Annotated in this window: 22 protein-coding genes; 14 read left to right on the top strand and 8 right to left on the bottom strand. The window is 63.5% G+C overall.

The annotated features are described in order from the left end of the window. Window positions 1-170 precede the first annotated feature (170 nt). From OVA00_RS22200 to rcdA, 3 genes are all read left to right on the top strand, one after another. Window positions 171-1,472, top strand: a complete 1,302-nt coding sequence (locus OVA00_RS22200) for an MFS transporter (protein WP_090299727.1) — start codon at window positions 171-173, stop codon at window positions 1,470-1,472. Then, entirely contained in the window at window positions 1,459-1,647 is a 189-nt protein-coding gene (locus tag OVA00_RS22195) for a DUF1192 domain-containing protein (RefSeq protein ID WP_034806142.1), read from the top strand. Before OVA00_RS22200 ends, OVA00_RS22195 begins: the two co-directional genes overlap by 14 nt. Before the next feature lie 354 nt (window positions 1,648-2,001). Next, on the top strand, window positions 2,002-2,520 hold the full coding sequence (gene rcdA, locus OVA00_RS22190; protein WP_034806141.1) for a protease adaptor protein RcdA: 519 nt from the start codon (window positions 2,002-2,004) through the stop codon (window positions 2,518-2,520). Between the two features lie 420 nt (window positions 2,521-2,940). Here the strand turns inward: rcdA and rpmE are convergent, their stop codons facing one another. Continuing rightward, on the bottom strand, window positions 2,941-3,162 hold the full coding sequence (rpmE, locus tag OVA00_RS22185; RefSeq protein WP_034806140.1) for a 50S ribosomal protein L31: 222 nt from the start codon (window positions 3,160-3,162) through the stop codon (window positions 2,941-2,943). Between the two features lie 206 nt (window positions 3,163-3,368). On the opposite strand from rpmE, the gene OVA00_RS22180 reads away from it, so the two are divergent. Continuing rightward, window positions 3,369-5,171 (top strand): ABC transporter transmembrane domain-containing protein, encoded by a 1,803-nt coding sequence (locus OVA00_RS22180; protein WP_112976706.1) that lies wholly within the window; start codon window positions 3,369-3,371, stop codon window positions 5,169-5,171. Window positions 5,172-5,307: 136 nt separating this feature from the next. Continuing rightward, on the top strand, window positions 5,308-6,300 hold the full coding sequence (locus OVA00_RS22175) for a Bug family tripartite tricarboxylate transporter substrate binding protein (protein WP_113079933.1): 993 nt from the start codon (window positions 5,308-5,310) through the stop codon (window positions 6,298-6,300). Between the two features lie 249 nt (window positions 6,301-6,549). Here the strand turns inward: OVA00_RS22175 and OVA00_RS22170 are convergent, their stop codons facing one another. From OVA00_RS22170 to OVA00_RS22145, 6 genes are all read right to left on the bottom strand, one after another. Further along, window positions 6,550-8,196 carry an FAD-binding dehydrogenase gene (locus OVA00_RS22170; protein WP_089044534.1) on the bottom strand — a complete coding sequence of 549 codons (1,647 nt, stop codon included), beginning with the start codon at window positions 8,194-8,196 and terminating at the stop codon, window positions 6,550-6,552. A gap of 160 nt (window positions 8,197-8,356) precedes the next feature. Continuing rightward, a complete protein-coding gene (locus tag OVA00_RS22165) occupies window positions 8,357-9,388 on the bottom strand; it encodes a peptidoglycan -binding protein (protein WP_060518618.1) in 1,032 nt (343 codons plus the stop codon). A 3-nt stretch (window positions 9,389-9,391) separates the two neighbouring features. Beyond that, on the bottom strand, window positions 9,392-10,489 hold the full coding sequence (locus OVA00_RS22160) for a MotA/TolQ/ExbB proton channel family protein (RefSeq protein WP_034806134.1): 1,098 nt from the start codon (window positions 10,487-10,489) through the stop codon (window positions 9,392-9,394). 253 nt (window positions 10,490-10,742) lie between these two features. Then, window positions 10,743-11,543, bottom strand: a complete 801-nt coding sequence (locus OVA00_RS22155; RefSeq protein WP_034806132.1) for an inositol monophosphatase family protein — start codon at window positions 11,541-11,543, stop codon at window positions 10,743-10,745. A 271-nt stretch (window positions 11,544-11,814) separates the two neighbouring features. Then, on the bottom strand, window positions 11,815-12,954 hold the full coding sequence (locus OVA00_RS22150) for a tetratricopeptide repeat protein (protein WP_060518622.1): 1,140 nt from the start codon (window positions 12,952-12,954) through the stop codon (window positions 11,815-11,817). 9 nt (window positions 12,955-12,963) lie between these two features. Continuing rightward, the gene (locus OVA00_RS22145) at window positions 12,964-13,611 is read right to left on the bottom strand and encodes a thiamine phosphate synthase (protein WP_060518623.1); all 648 of its coding nucleotides are present in this window, start codon (window positions 13,609-13,611) and stop codon (window positions 12,964-12,966) included. Window positions 13,612-13,717: 106 nt separating this feature from the next. Between OVA00_RS22145 and OVA00_RS22140 the strand changes: the two genes are divergently transcribed. Both OVA00_RS22140 and OVA00_RS22135 read left to right on the top strand, forming a co-directional pair. Next, window positions 13,718-14,497, top strand: a complete 780-nt coding sequence (locus OVA00_RS22140; protein WP_034806126.1) for a sulfite exporter TauE/SafE family protein — start codon at window positions 13,718-13,720, stop codon at window positions 14,495-14,497. Window positions 14,498-14,597: 100 nt separating this feature from the next. Continuing rightward, complete coding sequence (locus OVA00_RS22135) at window positions 14,598-14,858, top strand: ArsR/SmtB family transcription factor (protein ID WP_090299717.1); 261 nt, start codon at window positions 14,598-14,600, stop codon at window positions 14,856-14,858. Window positions 14,859-15,014: 156 nt separating this feature from the next. On the opposite strand, the gene OVA00_RS22130 is transcribed toward OVA00_RS22135, so the two are convergent. Continuing rightward, window positions 15,015-15,188, bottom strand: coding sequence for a YdcH family protein (locus OVA00_RS22130; RefSeq protein WP_034806123.1), 174 nt, complete (start codon window positions 15,186-15,188; stop codon window positions 15,015-15,017). A gap of 213 nt (window positions 15,189-15,401) precedes the next feature. Here OVA00_RS22130 and OVA00_RS22125 point away from each other — a divergent pair, with 213 nt between their 5' ends. The 7 genes from OVA00_RS22125 to OVA00_RS22095 all read left to right on the top strand — a co-directional run bounded on the left by OVA00_RS22125 (window position 15,402) and on the right by OVA00_RS22095 (window position 19,736). Further along, complete coding sequence (locus OVA00_RS22125) at window positions 15,402-15,605, top strand: YdcH family protein (RefSeq protein ID WP_034806122.1); 204 nt, start codon at window positions 15,402-15,404, stop codon at window positions 15,603-15,605. 54 nt (window positions 15,606-15,659) lie between these two features. After that, window positions 15,660-16,124, top strand: coding sequence for a 5-(carboxyamino)imidazole ribonucleotide mutase (gene purE / locus OVA00_RS22120; protein WP_034806641.1), 465 nt, complete (start codon window positions 15,660-15,662; stop codon window positions 16,122-16,124). Further along, window positions 16,121-17,176: a 5-(carboxyamino)imidazole ribonucleotide synthase gene (locus tag OVA00_RS22115; protein ID WP_268089623.1), complete on the top strand. Its 1,056-nt coding sequence runs from the start codon at window positions 16,121-16,123 to the stop codon at window positions 17,174-17,176. Before purE ends, OVA00_RS22115 begins: the two co-directional genes overlap by 4 nt. Window positions 17,177-17,347: 171 nt before the next feature. Beyond that, window positions 17,348-17,473: a type B 50S ribosomal protein L36 gene (ykgO, locus tag OVA00_RS22110; protein WP_034806120.1), complete on the top strand. Its 126-nt coding sequence runs from the start codon at window positions 17,348-17,350 to the stop codon at window positions 17,471-17,473. A 78-nt stretch (window positions 17,474-17,551) separates the two neighbouring features. Next, window positions 17,552-18,166: a tetratricopeptide repeat protein gene (locus OVA00_RS22105; protein ID WP_034806119.1), complete on the top strand. Its 615-nt coding sequence runs from the start codon at window positions 17,552-17,554 to the stop codon at window positions 18,164-18,166. Between the two features lie 19 nt (window positions 18,167-18,185). Next, a complete protein-coding gene (locus OVA00_RS22100) occupies window positions 18,186-18,701 on the top strand; it encodes a hypothetical protein (RefSeq protein ID WP_268089622.1) in 516 nt (171 codons plus the stop codon). A gap of 30 nt (window positions 18,702-18,731) precedes the next feature. Further along, the gene (locus OVA00_RS22095; protein WP_090299710.1) at window positions 18,732-19,736 is read left to right on the top strand and encodes an alpha/beta fold hydrolase; all 1,005 of its coding nucleotides are present in this window, start codon (window positions 18,732-18,734) and stop codon (window positions 19,734-19,736) included. The last annotated feature ends 101 nt before the right edge of the window (window positions 19,737-19,837 follow it).

Here is a 19,837-nt window from a genome sequence, read left to right as displayed (position 1 = left end):
TAGTGTTTCCGCGGGCGATTTGCAATGACCGGCCGCCGCATGTTGCGTCATTCGTCTCCCATCGAAGGACAAAACCTGCGGCACTGCCAGACGCTGCAATCAGAAACCGGCTGGCAATTCACCAGGCACCGCCCTAACTTGCTGACGGCAGAACGAATTTCGGATGAATGATGAGAAAGAACCTGCTCCCGGTCGCCGCCCTCCTGCTCGGCACGCTGTTTCTCTTTCTGGGCAATGGTCTGCAGGGGCTTCTTCTTCCCGTGCGCGGCACCGCTGAAGGTTATCCCACCACCATCCTCGGGCTGATCGGCACATCCTGGGCTGCTGGCTTCGTTCTCGGCTGCTTCTTTGCGCCCACGGTCGTCAAGCGCATCGGCCACGTGCGCGCCTTCAGCGTCTTTGCCTCGCTCATCGCCATCGTCGCGCTACTGACCGGCATCCTGATCGATCCGACCTGGTGGCTGATCCTCAGGGCGCTGACAGGCTTCTCCACCGCCGGCACCTCGATGATCATCGAAAGCTGGCTGAACGAGCGCGCCACCAACGAGAGCCGCGGCGTCATCTTCTCGCTCTATATTGCCATCACGCTCTTCGGCGTCGTCGGCGGCCAGATGATGATCCCCTTCGGCGATACCTCCACCACCATCTTATTCATGATCTGCGGCATCCTCTACTGCGTCGCCATGCTGCCGACGCTTCTGTCCAAGGCTGCCTCGCCGCAACCGCTGAAGAAGGTGAGCCTCGACCTGCGCGGCCTTTACCGCAACTCGCCGGTTTCCTTCCTCGGCATCCTGCTCGTCGGTATTGCCAACGGCGCGTTCGGCACGCTCGGCGCCGTCTTTGGCCGCCAGGCGGGCCTTTCCGACAGCACCGTCGCCGCCATGATGAGCGTGGCGATCTTTGCCGGCGCCGTCATGCAGTTGCCGGCCGGGCGGCTGTCCGACCGCATCGACCGGCGCTACGTCCTGGCAGCACTTGCCGGGGTCGGCGCTCTCGCAGGCTTGCTGATCTTCCTGGTCGAGCCGACCCAGGTCTGGATCGTGCTGACGCTGATTGCGATCTACGGTGCGGCGGCCAACGCGCTCTATCCGATCGCCGTGTCGCACGCCAACGACTTCGCGACGGCCGAGGACTTCGTCAAGGTCTCCGGCGGCCTGCTGCTGCTCTACGGCATCGGCACCATCATCGGGCCGACGATCGGCGGCCCGGTCATGACGGCGGCGGGCCCCTACGGCCTGTTCATGATCACCGCCTGCGCCCATATCCTGATCACCGCCTACGCCATCATCCGCAGCCGGATGCGCGCACCGGTCCCGGTCTCCGACCGCGACGCCTTCTCGCCGGTCAACGCCGGCACGCCGACGACGCCGGAAAGCCTGCAGCTTTCGCCGCGCGCGGCGCCGTTTGACGAGACACGCAACGAGCCAGACAAAGGTCCGGAATGGGAGGATCAGTCCGATGAGCCTGTTTGACGATGATCGGCCGCAAAAGAAGGTGGCCCATGAAATTGGCAGCGATCTCGCGCTGCTGTCGGTTGACGAGTTGACGCAACGCATCACCCTTCTGACCGAGGAGATTGCACGGCTGGAGGCGGAGCGGACACGCAAGTCCGCCAGCCGCTCGGCCGCCGAGAACCTGTTTCGCTGATCCGGCGGCGTAAGGTCGCACCGCAGCAAAACGAAGCGCGTTTAACGCGGCATTAAGCATTATCTGCGATTGTCAGGGCATCCGGAGCTTTCCGGTTTCAGACAATTTCACCGACTGGCGAATGGGTCTGATTTTTCTCCCTGTTTTACCTTGAGAGCCGCTTTCCGCGGCTCTTTTTTTGTTTTGGCATAGGTTTATCCAAAGAACTGTGGAGATTAACCCTTTCTTAAGAATGCCCTTGCGCGAAATGCGCTATCGGATCATTCTTCAAGCATAGAGACGGGCAAGGATTTATTTCCCATAACCGTCCACTACCTGACTGTCGTGATGCGTTTGAACCAGGGAAAACAGGTCATGTCCGAGAGAGGATTGAATACGGTCAGTTTCGCAGGACACGCGGCGTCCTCGGCACAATTCAAGACCCTCTATTCGGAAGGCATGGGACTGGTCGAGGAAACGGCCACCTATCTCGACGGACCCGGCCGCGCCGCTTCCAAGGTCCTGCCGCGCATGGCATCGGTTCTCTATGCAGCCGAATCCATGCGGCTCACCACCCGCCTGATGCAGATGGCTTCCTGGCTGCTCCTGCAGCGCGCCGTCAACAACGGCGAGATGAGCCGCGATCAGGTGATGTCGGAAAAGAGCAAGGTTCGCCTCGACAGCTTCAACGTCGACAAGGCGGCGCCCGGCTGGGCCGAACTGCCGGAATCCTTCCGCGACCTGATCGAGCGCTCGTTGCGCCTGCAGAACCGCGTCGCCCTGCTCGACCGCGAGATCTATCGCCCGAACGAAGCGGCCGCGATCGTCCCGGACAACCAGAACGGCGTCAAGGCGCAGATCAAGCTGCTGCAGACGGCCTTCGGAACCAACTGACGCCGCGCAGAAAATAGACCTGAGAAATCAAACCCGCCGCAACAGCATTTGCCGGCGGGTTTTTCGTTGCGACCGGCAGCACATGGCGGCGCTGGCGCGCCCTGGCCTCGACTGCGAAAACTCCTGGAGAAACCTCACCGAGGGCGCCTATCCGATCGACGCCACACAAGGGCATCTCGATCTCCTGACGGAAGAGGCGTTACCGCTTGCGAAAAGCGCCGGCTGGTCGGGTCAGGAACCGCGACATAACGCCGTCATCCTGCTCCCTGCCTGGCACAGCGACGGAGCGCCAGTGGCCACAGCGCGTCCATGGCACGGCGCCATGTCACCGCCTCGCCCGGCCTATCCCCCAGAACCAAGACAGAAAAAAGCCCGGGGCAAATGACCCGGGCTTTTTGAATCTGCCGAAGAGGCGCTCGATTAGAGGCCGAGGCCTTCGAAGCGCTTCTTGAACTTGGAGACGCGGCCGCCGCGGTCCATGAGCTGCTGGTTACCGCCGGTCCAGGCCGGGTGCGACTTGGGGTCGATTTCCAGGTTCATGGTGGCGCCTTCAGAACCCCAGGTCGAGCGGGTTTCGTATTCGGTGCCGTCGGTCATGACTACCTTGATGACGTGGTAATCGGGATGGATGTCTGCCTTCATAACGATCTTCCTAGAGTTCCAGGGTCCAATTGTCGCAAGGCATTGCGACTTCGAGACCGAACACGTAAATGAAGCCGCGCACCGGCTGAACGGCCACGGCTTCCCAATTCGATGCCGTGCCTATACATCAAGGTCTGCGCGATAACAAGTGCCGCACGGAAGACTCATGGGCAATCCCTTCCTCCGTGTCTGGCGAAAGGGGTCAAGTGTCGTCAAGAGAAAACCAGGCGCCTGCGCGCAAGTCCATCCGCCCGCTCGCCACGCTCCTCCCCTATCTCGCCCGCTACCGCCATCTGGTCGTCGGCGCCGGCATTTCGCTGATCCTCGCTGCCGTGACCACGCTGGCGCTGCCGCTCGCTGTTAGGCGGATGGTCGACAACGGTTTCTCCAGTCCCGACAGCGGCTTCATCAACACCTACTTCTCGATGCTGATGATGCTCGCCATCGTGCTCGCGCTGGCGAGTGCGGCGCGCTACTACTTCGTCATCACGCTCGGCGAGCGCATCGTTGCCGACTTGAGGCGCAATGTCTTCGATCGCGTCACCCGCCTTTCCGCCTCCTTCTTCGACGTCAACCAGTCCGGCGAGATCGTCTCGCGGCTGACCGCCGACACCACGCAGGTAAAATCCGCGGTCGGCGCCACCGCCTCGGTCGCGCTGCGCAACCTGATCCTGTGTCTCGGCGCCATCGGCATGATGGTCTATACCAGCCCCAAGCTGTCGAGCCTGGTACTGATCGCCATTCCGATCATCGTCTTCCCGCTCGTCGGCTTCGGCCGTTCCGTCCGCCGCCGCTCGCGCCAGGCGCAGGACACGCTCGCTGCCGCCTCGGCCTATGCCGGCGAGGCGATTGCCGCATCGCGCACAGTCCAGGCCTTTAACGGCGAAGGGCTTGCCAACAGCCACTTCGGAGCCGCCGTCGAGGATGCCTATGGCGCCGCGCGCGCCGCGATCAAGGCGCGCTCGGTGCTGACCGCTTTCGCCATCACCATGGTGTTCGGCAGCGTCGTCGCCGTGCTCTGGTTCGGCGCGCACGACGTGCTGTCAGGCAATCTCTCCGCCGGCACGCTCAGCCAGTTCCTGCTCTACTCGGTCTTTGCCGCGGGAAGCCTCGGTTCGCTCTCGGAAGTCTGGGGCGAGCTTTCGCAGGCAGCGGGAGCTGCCGAGCGGCTGAACGAGCTTCTGACCGAAGTCCCCGAGATCCAGGCGCCGGAAAATCCGGTCGCCATGCCGGTCCCGGCGACCGGCGCCATCGCCTTCGACGACGTTCATTTCGCCTACCCGTCGCGACCCGACTACAAGAGCCTCAACGGCCTCAGCTTCAACATCGCGCCCGGCGAGACCGTTGCGATCGTCGGACCGTCCGGCGCCGGCAAGAGCACTGTGTTCTCCATGCTGCTTCGCTTCTACGACCCTGCCAAGGGCGCAGTGCGCGTTGATGGCGTCGACATTCGCACCGTCGATCCGAAGGATCTGCGCGACCGCATTGCGATCGTGCCGCAGGATGTGACGATGTTCGCCTCGTCCGTGCATGACAACATCGCCTTCGGCATGCCGAATGCCAGCCGCGAGGCGGTGCGTGCCGCCGCCGTCGCCGCGCAGGCGGACGATTTCATCAACAGGCTCGACAAGGGTTACGACACCTATGTCGGCGAACGTGGCGTTACTCTTTCCGGCGGCCAGCGCCAGCGCATCGCCATCGCCCGCGCCATCCTCAAGAACGCGCCGGTGCTGCTTCTCGACGAAGCAACCTCGGCCCTCGACGCCGAGAGCGAGACGCTGGTCCAGAAGGCGCTCGACGGCCTGCTGCACGAGCGCTCGACCATCATCATCGCCCATCGGCTGGCGACCGTGCTGAAGGCCGATCGTATCCTGGTGCTCGATCACGGCCGCATCGTCGAGGAAGGAACCCACGCCTCCCTCATCCGTCAAGGCGGACTCTACGCCAAGCTTGCGCGGCTGCAGTTCAACCATGGCGCAGAGGCCCTGTTCGTCAACGTGCAGAGCTAAACGCACCGCACGGCGCGAAAAGCGTCCTCCGATTTGCCGTAAAGCGGTTGCCGACGGGAGGCCGAGCCCTATTGTTAGGGGGCCGGCCGAGGAGGCCGGTATCGCTTTCTGCTGAATTGATCGGGAGGACTACCGCATGGCATTTTCGCACCTGACCCGGCGTGCCACTCTGGCGCTGGGCCTGATGGCGCTGACGGCGCTACCCCTTGGCTCGACGGCACTCGCCCAGGACTTCCCCGACCGGCCGATAACGCTCGTCGTTCCCTTTGCCGCCGGCGGTTCCACCGACGTGGTTGCCCGCATCGTCGCGCAGAAAATGTCGGAGGACCTCGGCCAACAGGTGATCGTCCAGAACGTTGCCGGCGCCGGTGGCAATCTTGGCGCAGACAATGTCGCCCGCGCCGATCCGGACGGCTATACGATCCTGATGGGCACGGTCGCCACCCACGCGCTCAATCCGCTGATCCTGAAGACCAAGCCCTACGACCCCGAAAAGGATTTCGCGCCGATCTCCCTGCTCGTCGTCGTGCCCAACGTGCTCGTCGTCAATCCGGAACTCCCGGCCAAGGACGTTGCGGAACTGCTGGCACTCCTGAAGGCCAAGCCCGACGAGTATAGCTATGCGTCTTCCGGCAACGGCACGCCGCTGCACCTCTCCGGCGAACTCTTCAAGAAGATGGCCGGCGTCAGCATGCAGCACATCCCCTACAAGGGCGCAGGCCCGGCGCTGAACGATGTCATCGGCAACCAGGTGCCGATCATGTTCGACAACCTCCCCTCCTCCTCCAGCCACATCAAGGCGGGAACGCTGAGGGCGCTTGCGGTGACCACGGCGGAACGGGCACCGTCCTTCCCGGATGTGCCGACGGTCGCCGAGGCCGGCATTCCGGGCTACGAGACCTACACCTGGAACGCGCTCTTCGCCCCGGCCAAAACACCTCAGCCGGTCGTCGCCCGCCTCAACGAGGCGGCCAACAAGGCGCTGAAGGATCCCGCTGTCGTCGAGCGCATGAAGGAATTCAGCGCCACGATCGTCGGCTCGACGCCGGAAGAGCTGGAAGCCCATGTGAAAGCCGAACTGGCGAAGTGGACGCCGGTCGTTCGTGACGCCAATGTGCAGATGGATTGACGATCAGAACGAGCGAGGCTCCTCATCCGGCTGCCACCACCTTCTCCCCGCAGGCGGGGAGAAGGGACTTGTGGCGCGGTCCGTGCGTATGCGCCAGCACATACGATGTTACTCGGTTGCCTGAACCTCGATGTACCGCGCCGCCTCGGCGGCGATTACACGTGAGGGTATCGTTGCACAATCGACCGTCACCTCCCCGCTTGACGAGAAGAGGGCTAGGATGAGGGGCAAATACGCGGGAAGGAGCCATCACACCCCGGCAGCACCCCGCCCCGCGGCCCGGCCGGAAAAGATGCAGCCGCCGAGGAACGTGCCTTCGAGCGCGTTGTAGCCATGCATGCCGCCCCCGCCGAAGCCGGCGACTTCGCCGGCAGCGTAGAGACCGGGCACCGGCTCGCCCGATTGCTCCAACACCTGGCCTGACAGGTTGGTTTGAAGCCCGCCCAGCGTCTTGCGCGTCAGGATATGCAGCCGAACGGCAATCAGTGGGCCGGCTTTGGGATCGAGCAGCCGATGCGGTTTGGCCGTGCGTAGCAGCCGGTCGCCGCGATAGGCGCGCGCACCGCGGATCGCGGTCACCTGCGCGTCCTTGGAGAATGCGTTGGTGATTTCCCGGTCGCGCGCCTCGATCTGCTGCCGCAAGTGCTCCAGCGACAGCCGGTTCTCACCGGTTAGCGCATTCATCGCCGGCACCAGGTCTTCGAGCCGGTCGCGCACGATGAAATCCTCGCCCTTGTCCATGAACGCCTGGACCGGCCCCGGCGGGTTCTTGCCGAGCCGCTTTAACAGAAGGGCGATGCTCTTGCCGGTGAGATCGGGATTCTGCTCCGAACCGGAAAGCGCGAACTCCTTTTTGATGATCGCCCGCGTCAGCACGAACCAGCTGTAATCATGACCGCTGTCGCGGATCGCCTTCAACGTGCCGAGCGTATCGAAGCCGGGCATGGCCGGCGCCGGAAAACGGTTGCCGTCGGCGTCGCACCAGAAGGACGAAGGCCCCGGCAGGATGCGGATGCCATGGTCCGGCCAGATCGGATCGAAGTTCTTCAACCCCTCCGTATAGTGCCACATGCGATCCGCATTGATGACCGCGCCGCGCGCCTGGCTGGCGATCTCCAGCATGCGCCCGTCGACATGGTGGGGCACGCCCGCGACCATCGTCGCCGGCGGCTGGCCGAGCCGCTTGCGCGGCCAGTTGCGGCGCACCAGATCATGGTTTCCGCCGATACCGCCTGACGTGACGACGATCGCGCCCGCCGAAATCTCGAAATCGCCGACGATGTCGCGGGAGCTGCGCTCACCGCGCCCGACCGGATCGTCCTTGAGCAGCGCACCGCGCGCACCCGTCACGCGGCCGTCGGTGGTCACAAGTTCATCCACCCGATGGCGGAAGCGGAAGCGCACGAGACCACGACTTTCCGCCTCGCGCGTCAACCGGATGAACGGTCCGAGCACCGCCGGGCCGGTACCCCAGGTGACGTGAAAGCGCGGCACCGAATTGCCGTGCCCGTGGGCGAGCCCACCGCCGCGCTCCGCCCAGCCGACCACGGGAAACCAGCGCATGCCGAGCGAGTGCAGCCAGGAGCGCTTCTCGCCCGCGGCAAAGTCGAGATACGCTTCGGCCCAGAGCCGTGGCCAGTGATCCTCCGGACGGTCGAACTGCGAGGAGCCCACCCAGTCCTGCCCGGCAAGCTCGCGGGTGTCGCGGATGCCCATGCGGCGCTGTTCAGGGCTGTCGACAAAGAACAGGCCGCCAAGCGACCAGAAGGCCTGTCCGCCAAGATTCTGTTCCCCTTCCTGGTCGAGCACGATGACCCTGCGGCCGAGTGCCGCCGCCTCCGCTGCGGCGACAAGGCCGGCAAGCCCCGCGCCGATAACCAAAACGTCGCAATCCATGAAATGCTCTCCCCCTCGCATCCCATCCGGCCCCCCACGCACTGACACGCAAAGGCCGCCGCAGCCATCTGAATGGCTGCGGAAATTGTTACGCGTACGTCAAGGTCAATTCAAGCTTCAGGCTGCGTCGCCCGACGACGGGATACGCGGAGAGCGAATTCTATTTCTCGGTCAGCTTGAGCTCGATGCGGCGGTTCTGCGCCCGCGCCTCAGGGGTTTCACCCGGTGCAATCGGCTGGTACTCGCCAAAGCCCGCAGCCACTAGCCGATCTGCTGGCACACCCTTCGAGATCAGGAACTTGACCACGGAGGTTGCACGCGCCGACGAAAGCTCCCAGTTGTCGGCGAAGCGCCCGGCGCCTGAAAGCTGCACATTGTCCGTGTGGCCGTCGACGCGCAGCACCCAGTTGATTTCGGAGGGGATTTCCTTGGCGAGGTCGAGCAGCGCGGTGGCGAGCTTGGCCATTTCCGCCTGCCCCTCCGGATTGAGGTCGTTGCCACCAGAGGGAAACAGCACCTCCGACTGGAAGACGAAGCGGTCGCCGACGATGCGGATGTTCTCGCGGTCGGAGAGAATTTCCCGGAGGCGTCCGAAGAAGTCCGAGCGGTAGCGGTTGAGTTCCTGCACCCGCTGGGCAAGCGCCACGTTCAGCCGGCGTCCGAGATCGGCGATCTTGGTCTGCGACTGCTGGTCCTTGGCTTCCGACGCCTGAAGCGCGACTTCGATGGCGGCGATCTGGCTGCGGAGCGCGGCGATCTGCTGGTTCAGCAGCTCGATCTGGCTCATGGCCCGGGCGCTGACTTCACGCTCGGTCTCAAGCTCAGAGCCGAGACGGCCGATCTTCTGGTTGGCGGCGTCCGTGCTCCCGGCGCCCTGGTCGAGCAGGGCCTGCAGCCGTGAGCGTTCGCCTTCGGACGTGGCGAGCGACGCCTGCAGATTGGCAAGCGAATCCTCGAGATCCTGCTTGCCGCTCTTTTCGAGCGCCAAAAGCTGGGTGAGTTCGTTGATCTGGCTGTTCAGCCGCGTCAGCACCTCGTCCTTGCCGCTGATTTCGCGACTGAGCAGAAACTGTGCAAGGACGAAGACGGTCAGCAGGAACATGATCGACAGCAGCAGCGTCGACAGCGCGTCGACGAAGCCCGGCCAATAGTCGATCGTGCGCTGAGAGCGGCCTTTTCGGGCAAGCGCCATGGATTACTCTCCTCCGGCCTCTTCCACGCGCGCCTTGGCCGACACGGCCGGCTTGTCATGCGCCGGCGACCGGTCGGAGATGCCGACCCGCGATGCCAGCTTGTCGAGCGTCTTGCGCATCGCCTTGGCTTCGTCCTGCTGAGCCTCGATCCAATCCCGCAGCATCTGCTGTTCGCCGCGCATGTTCTTGACCAGCCCCTGAATGCCTTCGGCGAGGCTTGCCATGGCCGCGGTCGTGCGCTGGTTCGCGCCGCCCTCATGGTTGAGGCGGACGAGCTGGTCGGTGAGCCTCTTCAGCTCCTCGACCGGCGCGCCGGCGGGCAGATCGAGCGCCGGCGAAAGTTCCGAGCCGACGTCCGTCACGGAGGAGAGCCAGTTTTCAAGCTCGGTGTAGAACCGGTTCTGCGCGCGCCCGGCCTGCAGATCGAGAAAGCCGAGGATCAGCGAACCGGAAAGGCCGAAAAGCGACGTCGAAAACGCCGTGCCCATGCCGGTGAGCGGTGCCGACAGGCCATTCTTCAGAGCCGAGAGGATGTCTTCCGTCGTTCCCGATCCGGCATCCAGAGACTGGATGACCGTGTTGATCGAGCCGATCGTTCCAAGAAGGCCCCAGAAGGTGCCGAGCAGGCCGAGAAACACCAGAAGCCCGGTCAGGTAACGCGAAATGTCGCGCGATTCGTCGAGGCGGGTGGCGATGGAATCGAGGATCGACCGCAGCGCCGTGGTCGAGATCGCCGTCTGGCGACCGCCGATCAGCGCCCGCATCGGCGCAAGCAGCACCGGATCGCGCCCGACCTTGTCCGCGCTGCCGGCGGCACGAAACGAGTTGAACCAGCGCACCTCGGGGCGCAAGCCCAGCACGTGGTTGAAGACGAGCAGGATGCCGATCAGAAGGACACCGAGGATCAGGCCGTTGAGGCCCGGATTGGCGAGAAAGGCGTTTTGGGCCTGACGGAAGAGGATCGCACCCACGAAGCCGACGATGATCAGAAAGACCACCATCGTCCAGAAATAGTGCATGGGGCTCGAGAGCTTGTGCGGGTTGTAGCCGTCTTCCATACCTTCCCGACCGTTCCACCCGGACAGATGCAGTTTCGTCATGGGTATGAGTATCTCCCGCTTCACTTGACGGAACGGCGCCGCGCCGGCCCGGAGCCTATCGCATAATTCCTGAAACCGAAATCGATTCAAGGGCCAATTTGTGTATGCAGCCGGGATCACGCCACGGCCTGCAGGTCGCCAGTTAGGCACAGGCCTGTGGCGGTGTCGTGTTGCACCGCCCAGCTTCGCGCCAAAAACAAAGCCTCCGATGCGGGATGCGCATCGGAGGCTTCGGAACGAACGGGATTGCGACTTACTTCGTCGGCACCGGGCGGTGAACGACTTCCGTCAGCGCCTTGACGATGTATTCGTTGCCGCAGATGACCGAACCGTCATCGACCGGGCGGGCGCCGCCGTTGATATCGTGCGTCCAACCACCGGCTTCGCGAATGAGAAGCACACCGGCGGCAATATCCCAAGCGGCAAGGTCGCGCTCCCAGTAGCCGTCGAAACGGCCGGCAGCGACATAGGCAAGATCGAGCGCAGCCGAGCCCATGCGGCGGATACCTGCAACTTCGCCCATCACATGGCGCAGTTCGATCAGGTACTTGCCGTGGTTGCCGCGGCCAAGATGCGGCGTGCCGGTGGCGATGACGGCATCGGAAAGATGCTTGCGTGCAGCGACGCGCAGACGACGGTCGTTGAGGAAGGCGCCACCGCCGCGCTCGGCCGTGTAGAGTTCATCGGTTGCCGGGTTGAAGACGACAGCGCCGACGATCTCGCCCTGGCGCTCCAGTGCGATCGAAACGGCGAAATGCGGAATGCCGTGCAGGAAGTTGGTGGTGCCGTCGAGCGGATCGACGATCCAGCGGTGCGCACCGTCGGTGCCGATGATCTCTTCGCCTTCCTCGCCGAGGAAGCCATAGGTCGGGCGAGCCTTCAGGAGTTCTTCGCGAATGAGCTTTTCGGCCTTACGATCGGCCTGCGAAACATAGTCGCCCGGTCCCTTGAGCGAGACCTGCAGGTTCTGGACTTCGCCGAAATCGCGGGACAACGACTTGCCCGCCTTGAAGGCGGCCTGAACCATGACATTGAGAAGTGCTGAACGGGCCATCTGGCGATCCCTTGAAAAACGAAGGCCGATCGAACGCGTTCGATCGGACGTTGAACCTGCTTGACGAAACATAGGCGCATTGCCGGCCCCAAGAGCAAGCTGCAAACCGTGTTCCGTCGTCAAAAAACCGAGTGAAGTCTCACTCCGCTCGCGCATTGCTGCCACTGTCATGGCGCCACGAGCAAAACCGCGGCCTCAGAACCACAAAAGCCCCGCGAGTTCAAGCGAAATAGCATTTTTGCCGGCCGGCGGCGACGGGATTCCGCCTCGCTCAGCTCCGGCGATACCTGTTGGCCGCACTCAGCGCCTGCTTCTGCTGCTCTTCATTGAGACCGAGGTAGAAGTCCTCGAGCGCATCGTCCTTGAGACCGGCACGGCGTGACAGCACATACCATTTCGCCGCCTCGACCGGATTGGGCCTCGTGCCGATGGCATTGACATAGAGATGCGAGAGACGGTTCTGCGCCACCACGTTGCCGCCCTCGGCCGCCCGGCGCATCCAGCCGAAGCCGTCCTCCAGGTTCCGATCACCGGCAATGCCTTCGATCATCCAGATCGCGATGTCCAACTGGGCGGTATCGAAGCCCGCCCGCGCCGCACGGATCAGCCATTCGCGGGCACGCGCCCGCTTGCTTTCCTCGATGCCGTCGACATTGACCAGGATCTGCGACAACGCATATTGCGCGTCGGCAATGCCCTGTTCGGCCGACTTCTCGTAATAGGGCATCGCCAGCTTCAATCCCTTCGGCCCGGGATTGTCGGCAACGAGCGTCTGGCCGTAATTGAACTGTGCCGAGCCATTGCCGAGATCGGCCGCCTTCTTCATCAGCTCTTCGGACTTTTTCCGGTCACGCTTGGCGTAGCGCCCCTCCATCAGGATCAGGGCATATTTGAACATCGCCGCCGGGTCGCCTTTTTCCGCCGCCTGGCCATACCAGAAGGCAGCCTGCTGCGGGTTGCGCACGACGCCAAGCCCCTGCTGCAAGATTTCGGCAATGAGCGTCTGTGCCGCAGGATCGCCGAGCTGCGCCCGTGGCAGCGCCAGATCCATCGCGGTCAGGTAATAGCCGCGCTGAAACGCGCCGTAGGCGTCGTCGACCTTGCCGGCGAAGGGTTTTTCGGCCGGCAGCGCCGGCAATTCGGCGCCCATGCGATCAAAGACACCCACGCCTCCAGATGGCGCCGTGCCGTCCGCCGGCTTCTTGTCCGGAGCCGAGTTCGACTTGTCGCCAGTCTCGGCTCCTTCGGGCATCGCCGCGCCGTTGAAGGGCGTGATGCGGCCACGCTTTTCGACGCCGGCATCGTCGCTTGCGGACGGCTTCTCCTGCGCATGCGCCGGCAGCGCCAGGGCAACGGCCAGGGCGACAAGGGAAAGACCTCGACTCAATCTGGAAGACGGACGGTTCAACATCGAAACGTCTTAATCTTCAAACCGTGGCGCTTTTTCGTCAAGCAACGCGTTGACCGCGGCAACGACGGAGGGCGCCTGTTCCGGCTCACCGAAGACGGCCAGACGAAGCGCCACAAACTCGGCGCCGGTCTCCGCCACTGCAAGCGCCGATTGCGGATCGGTGCCGCCCATGACGATGCACGGGATCTCGATCATCGACGCCCACCATTCGGCAAGCGCGAGGTTCTTCGAATGCGCCTCCGGCTTGATGTCGCCGTCGGTCCTGCCGAAGAACACGTAGTCCGGGCGCACTTCGCCGATCTCCAGCGCATGGTGGCGGTCGGCCGCGTTGCCGCCGCCGACGATCAGCTTCGGCGTGTGCTTCTCGACCGCCTCACCGAGCACTTCGGCATTGCCGGCAACATGCAGGCCATCCGCCTTGGCGCGACCGGCAACGCGCGAGTCACCCGCGATCAGTGCTGCGGCGCCCGCCTCCTGGATGACCGGCACCAGGCGCTCGGCATGCTTCTGGAACTCGCTATCGTCGAGCCCGTATTGCGGCACGATCACCGAGGCGACGTCGCCACCCTTGAGCGCGTCGGCTAGTACCTTGGCACGTTCCGCCGCATCGGGCATGTCGGGCGCGATCAGCACCAGGCGGCAGCGTTCTGTTGTCATGCTCAGATATCCATTTCCGGCTGTGCCGCGTAAGCCGCGAAACCAGCGCTCGATTTCATTTCCGAAAACCGATAGACGGAGACTGCAAAAGGATCAACAGCCACCCATGCTTCCGGATCTCGACTTCTACCTTATCGCCATCCCGGCCGTTCTGCTTGTCGGCCTCAGCAAGGGCGGCATGGGGGAGGCACTTTCGCTCATGGGTGTACCGATCTTGTCGATGGCGGTGTCGCCCGTCCAGGCCGCCGCCCTTCTCCTGCCGATCCTGATCGCGATGGATCTTGTATCGCTCTGGATGTGGCGCAAGCATGGCGACCGCAAGACCCTTTTCATGCTTTTGCCCGGCGCCATTGCCGGCATCGTCATCGGCTGGGCAACCTCCGCCTATGTCTCGCGTGACCTGCTCCGCCTGATCATCGGCCTGATCACCGTGCTCTTCGTGCTTCGCTACGTCTACAACATCTGGCGCATGCGCCTCGGCATCACCATCGCGCCGAAGACGCAGCGGGCCGGGCCGGCGGCGCTTTGGGGCTCGTTCGCCGGCTATGGCAGCTTCGTTGCGCATGCCGGAGGCCCGCCCTTCCAGATCTACGCGCTGCCACTGCAGCTCGACCCGCGTGAATATACGGGCACGATCGTGCGCTTCTTCGCGATCCTGAACGCGGTGAAGCTCATTCCCTATTTCGCGCTCGGGCAACTCGACCTCAGCAACCTGAAAATCTCGGCGACGCTCTTTCCGCTGGCGATCGTCGCGACCGTGTGCGGCGCCTTTATCGTTCGCCGCATGAAGCCGCAGATTTTCTACCCCTTCATGTATAGCATGGCCTTCATCGCGGGCTCGAAGCTGCTCTGGGACGGTATCGTCGGCCTCGCTGCGGGCGGCTGAGCCGCCACCCAAGTATTACGGAAATATTGCAAAGCAAAATTAGCGTTTCGCACCGCACAAAATTCTTGCTGCCTTGCAAAAATTCGCCTAACGTCCGCCCATGACGATCGCGGACCCTTTCGATGCCATTGCGGACCCGAACCGGCGCTACCTGCTGGAGGAATTGCGGCGCGCGCCGAAAACCGTGAACGAGCTGGCCGAAGGCTTGCCGATCAGCCGTCCGGCCGTATCGCAGCACCTGAAAGCCTTGCTGGACTGCAATTTGGTCTCGGTCTCGGCGAGCGGCACGCGGCGGATCTATGCGATCAACCGGCCGGGGTTTGACCGCCTCAACCTCTGGCTCGACCAGTTCTGGTCTTGAGCTTGGAAGCGACGACCCGGAAAACAAGAGGACCGGGCGTCAAGCCCGGCCCGAAATTCCGTATATTCCACTGTGGGGGATTGGTTCTAAACCTTGTTGCGCCTACTCAGAGGGGAGATGGCGCTTCCCGATGGCTCTGGGAAATACCGTTGATAATCAGTGAGTCGAGGAGCGAAGCCTTTCGATTTCGTCCTTGATGCGCAGCTTCCTTCGCTTGATATCGGTAATCAGTTCGTCTTCCACGGACGGCTGATTCATCGCTACGTGGAGCTCCTGCTCCAGGGCGCCATGTTTTTTCTCAAGCGTTGCAAGATGAGCCTCAACAGTCATTTGGCAGTCCCTTCCTTTTGCTTGCATCCGGCACGCAAATGCCGGATGTTTCATGGTTGTAACCTTACTACTGTGCCATGCCATTTTTCATTTGTCGAAGGCGAAATGATGACGAGGGATAACTTCCCGTTACCGCCCAAGATGTGATAGAGCGGCGCATGAAATTCCGGTTCGAGGAGGACTTCGCAACCGGGCTGATGGGGATCGCTTTGCATGCCGGACCAGGACCAGGCCGAACTCAGACTGACCGCCGCGCGGCTGAGGCAGGAACATGAAGACTATGATGCTGCCATCAACGCCATGATCGAGACCGGCTGCGACGCGCTCAGAGTGCAGCGCATGAAGAAGAAGAAGCTGGCGATCAAGGACAAGATCAGCAAGATCGAAGACCAGATCATTCCCGATATCATCGCCTGAACGCGGAACAGGACAGACGTGATCGACACCACGACCCCACCCGTCGCCATCATCATGGGAAGCCAGTCGGACTGGGAGACGATGAAGAACGCCGCCGATACGCTCGACGCGCTCGACATTCCCTATGAGGCACGCATCGTTTCGGCCCATCGCACGCCCGATCGGCTGGTCAGCTTCGCCAAGGGCGCCCGCGACGAGGGCTTCAAGGTCATCATCGCCGGTGCCGGAGGTGCTGCGCACCTGCCCGGCATGTGCGCCTCGATGACGCCGCTGCCGGTCTTCGGCGTCCCCGTGCAGTCGAAGGCGCTTTCCGGCCAGGACAGCCTGCTGTCGATTGTCCAGATGCCGGCCGGCATCCCGGTCGGAACGCTGGCGATCGGCCGCGCCGGTGCCGTCAACGCAGCCCTCCTTGCCGCAGCCGTCCTTGCGCTTGGCGACGAGGACCTCGCCGACCGGCTCGACGACTGGCGCGAACAGCAGACCATTGCCGTTGCCGAGTATCCGGTGGACGAAGCATGACCACCATCGGCATTATCGGCGGCGGCCAGCTCGGCCGCATGCTGGCGATGGCAGCCGCCCGACTGAACTTCCGCACGGTCATCCTCGAGCCGCAGGTCGACTGTCCGGCTGCCCAGGTCGCAAACGACCAGATCGTCGCTGCCTATGACGACGAAGCCGCGCTCGGAAAGCTTGCTGAAGTCAGCGACATCATAACCTACGAATTCGAGAACGTTCCGGTCGCGGCTGCCGAGCGACTGGCGGCAAAACGCCCCGTCTTCCCGCCACCGAAAGCGCTGGAAGTCGCGCAGGACCGCCTCACCGAGAAGCGCTTCATCAACGGCTGCGGCATTGCCACGGCGCGCTTCCATGCCGTCGACAGCCAGGCCCACCTTGAAGCGGCCCTTGCGGATTTCGGCGGGACCGGCGTGCTGAAAACCCGTCGCCTCGGCTATGACGGCAAGGGACAGCGCGTCTTCCGCTCGACGGCAGACAGCCCGGCGGGCGCTTTCGCAGCACTCGGCGGCGTACCGCTGATCCTCGAAAGCTTCGTGCCCTTCGAGCGCGAAATCTCGATCATCGCAGCCCGCGCGCCCGATGGCGCCGTTGCCTGTTTCGATCCGGCGGAAAACGTGCATCGCAACGGCATCCTCCATACCTCGACGGTCCCGGCAGAGATCGGTGCTGCGGCCGGCGCAGCGGCACGGGTTGCCGCCAAGGCGATCCTCGATGCGCTCGGCTATGTCGGCGTCATCGGCGTCGAGTTCTTCGTGCTCGCCGACGGCAGCCTGATCGTCAACGAGATGGCGCCCCGCGTGCACAATTCCGGCCACTGGACGGAAGCTGCCTGCGTCGTCTCGCAGTTCGAGCAGCATATCCGTGCCGTCGCCGGACTGCCGCTCGGCAATCCGCGTCGCCATTCGGACTGCGTCATGCAGAACCTGATCGGCGACGACCTCGACACGGTCCCCGGATGGCTTGCCGAGGATGACGTGCTGGTGCACCTCTACGGCAAGACCGAGGCCCGCGCCGGCCGCAAAATGGGCCACGTCACGCGGCTCGTCCGCGGCTGAGGACCATAGAAATGCGGGGCAAGACACCAAAATGGGGCGTCTTGTGGTTGACACACCAGGGGTGACACGGTATTTGCCATCCCACCTTAAAGGAGCGCGCTCACGGGCGCGCTTTTGATTGTTAGAGATACCGGGCGAATTTTCATTCCCCGAAACCTGCGGATCAGGAAAATGAAGATCAAGAATTCGCTCAAGTCGCTCAAGACCCGCCACCGCGAAAACCGTCTGGTTCGTCGCAAGGGCCGCATCTACATCATCAACAAGTCCAACCCGCGCTTCAAGGCTCGTCAGGGCTGAGACCCGACAGGGGACTTGGGGACAGCGCTCAAGCGATGTCCCAGAATTGATTTTGAAGTTATTCCGTGGCGAGCTAACATGCTCGCCATGCGAGTTTTTATACCCTTGATTCTGGCGTGTTCCGCCCTGCTCGCCACCTCCACGGGAGCTGGCAATGTTTCCTTCGCGGCGGAAGCCTCGACCCAACCGGAAGCAACCAGCCTCACCACCCCGAAGCAGCGCCTCGACACCCTGTTCGCCGACCTGAAAAAGGAACGCGACCCCGACAAGGCACGCGAGCTCTCCAACCAGATCCGCATCGAGTGGCAGGATTCCGGCAGCGCCACCGTCAACCTGCTGATGCAATGGGCCGACAAGGCGATCACCGACAACAAGCAGCCGGCCGCTCTCGATATCCTCGACCAGGTTATCGCCCTTGCACCCAATTATGTCGAAGGCTGGAACCGCCGCGCGACACTGCATTACGCGATGGGCAACTACCGGAAATCCATGTCGGACATCAATCGCGTGCTGTCGATCGAGCCCCGCCACTTTGGCGCGCTTGCCGGCATGGCGGCGATCCTCGGCGCCTCCGGCAAGGATGAGCTTGCCATGCGGGCCTGGGAACAGTTCCTGGACATTTATCCCGCCGATCGCAAGGCGCAGGAACAACTGGGCGAACTTGCCGAAAAACTCGCCGGCAGCAAGACCTGACAACGCGTGTTCCAGTCGATTGCCAAGCCCGCCACCGCCCATCCTCTCCGACAGGACATCGCTTCTGAAGATCGCGACAGCCGCGCGCCATTTCATCGAACCGATCTGGATCGAATGGCATCGTCACGCCGGCGCGGACCGCCCCACGATCGCCTCGCAAGGCACCTGCGGCCGCACGAGCCTGTTCCTGCAGCGCGTCTTGAGCACCCAAGGCTTCAGCGCCGACTGGGTCCGCGGAACGCCGCGCAGCGGGCCGTTGGAGCCTGAAATCGGACCGTTCGGCTTCAACTGCGGGAAGAGCTGGCAAAGCCATGCCTGGGTCGAATGCGGCGATTTCGTCGTCGACATCACAGCCGATCAATTCGGCGCGCCTCCGGTCCTCGTTGTCGATCGCACGGACAACCGCTACAACAAAGGCAACCGGGATGGGGCGCTGCCAGAGTTCGTGCTGGCCCGCCGGCGCGCCGTGGACGACATCTGGCCGCAATGGCAAAGGATAAGTGCCGGTGGCCCCAAGGGTTCGCTTACGCCTTGAAAGCCGGGCGCCGGAAGACAAATAGAGACTATGTTCCCAGTTGCGCTCCTGTCCCTTGCACTGATACTCGCCGGCGTCGCCTACAGCCTCTGGCACGCGCGTAGCTTCGCCCGGCGCTTTCCCAATGTCGGCGAACTGATCGACATCGGCGGCTACCGCATGAACAGCGTACACCTGCCCGCCGGCGGACAAGCCGACCTCTTGCCCGTCGTCTTCATCCATGGCGCCAGCGGCAACCTGCTCGACCAGCTGCATGCCTTCGCACCGGCCCTTGACGGCCGCGCCGAGATGCTGTTCGTCGATCGCCCGGGCCACGGCTACTCGGAGCGCGGCGGGCCGGAAAACGACTTGCCGGACGGTCAGGCGGACGCGACCGCAAAGCTGATGGACAAGCGCGGCATTCGTCGCGCCGTGATCGTCGGCCACTCCTTCGGCGGCGCGATTGCAGCGAGCTTCGCCCTTAACCACCCGGACAAGACCGCCGGCCTCGTCCTGCTGGCGCCGGCGACCCATCCCTGGCCCGGCGGCATCGACTGGTATTACCGCCTGACGGCCCTGCCCTTCGTCGGCTGGCTCTTCGCCCACACGCTGGTGACGCCGCTCGGGCAGCGGCGCATCGAGGGCGGCACACACTCGATCTTTTCGCCCAATCCACGGCCGGCCGACTACATCGACAAGACTGGCCCGCATCTCGTGCTGCGTCCCTCGACCTTCCTCAGCAATGCCCGCGACATCGCCAACCTGCACGCCTATCTGACCGCGACCGCGCCGCGCTACCGGGAGATCGCCGCACCGACGGTGATCATCACCGGCGACAGCGATGGCATCGTGCTGGCCGATATCCACTCACGCGGGCTGGCGCGCGATATCCCCGGCGCCGAGTTGCTCTGGATCGGCAATCTCGGCCATAAGCCCGACTATGTGGTCACCGATGTCATCGTCGCCGCGGTGGAGAAGCTGGCCGGCAAGCCCGGGGATCTGGATGCGGCAGTAAAGCGCGCCGAAGAAAGGCTTGCCGCCGCCAAGACACCCTGATCGTGCCAGGCCATCCGTTGGGCCGCACCTCATCTGGCAGCCTTTCTCGGCGCGCCCGTTATCCCGCTAGCTGCCATCATCAACAAAACACGAAACCCCAG

Origin of the sequence: Ensifer sp. SL37 (assembly GCF_026672675.1) — a bacterium.
Taxonomy (GTDB): Bacteria; Pseudomonadota; Alphaproteobacteria; order Rhizobiales; family Rhizobiaceae; genus Ensifer; species Ensifer adhaerens.
The sequence above is the reverse complement of the archived record's forward strand: the minus strand, read 5'-3'. Positions and strand labels throughout refer to the sequence as shown.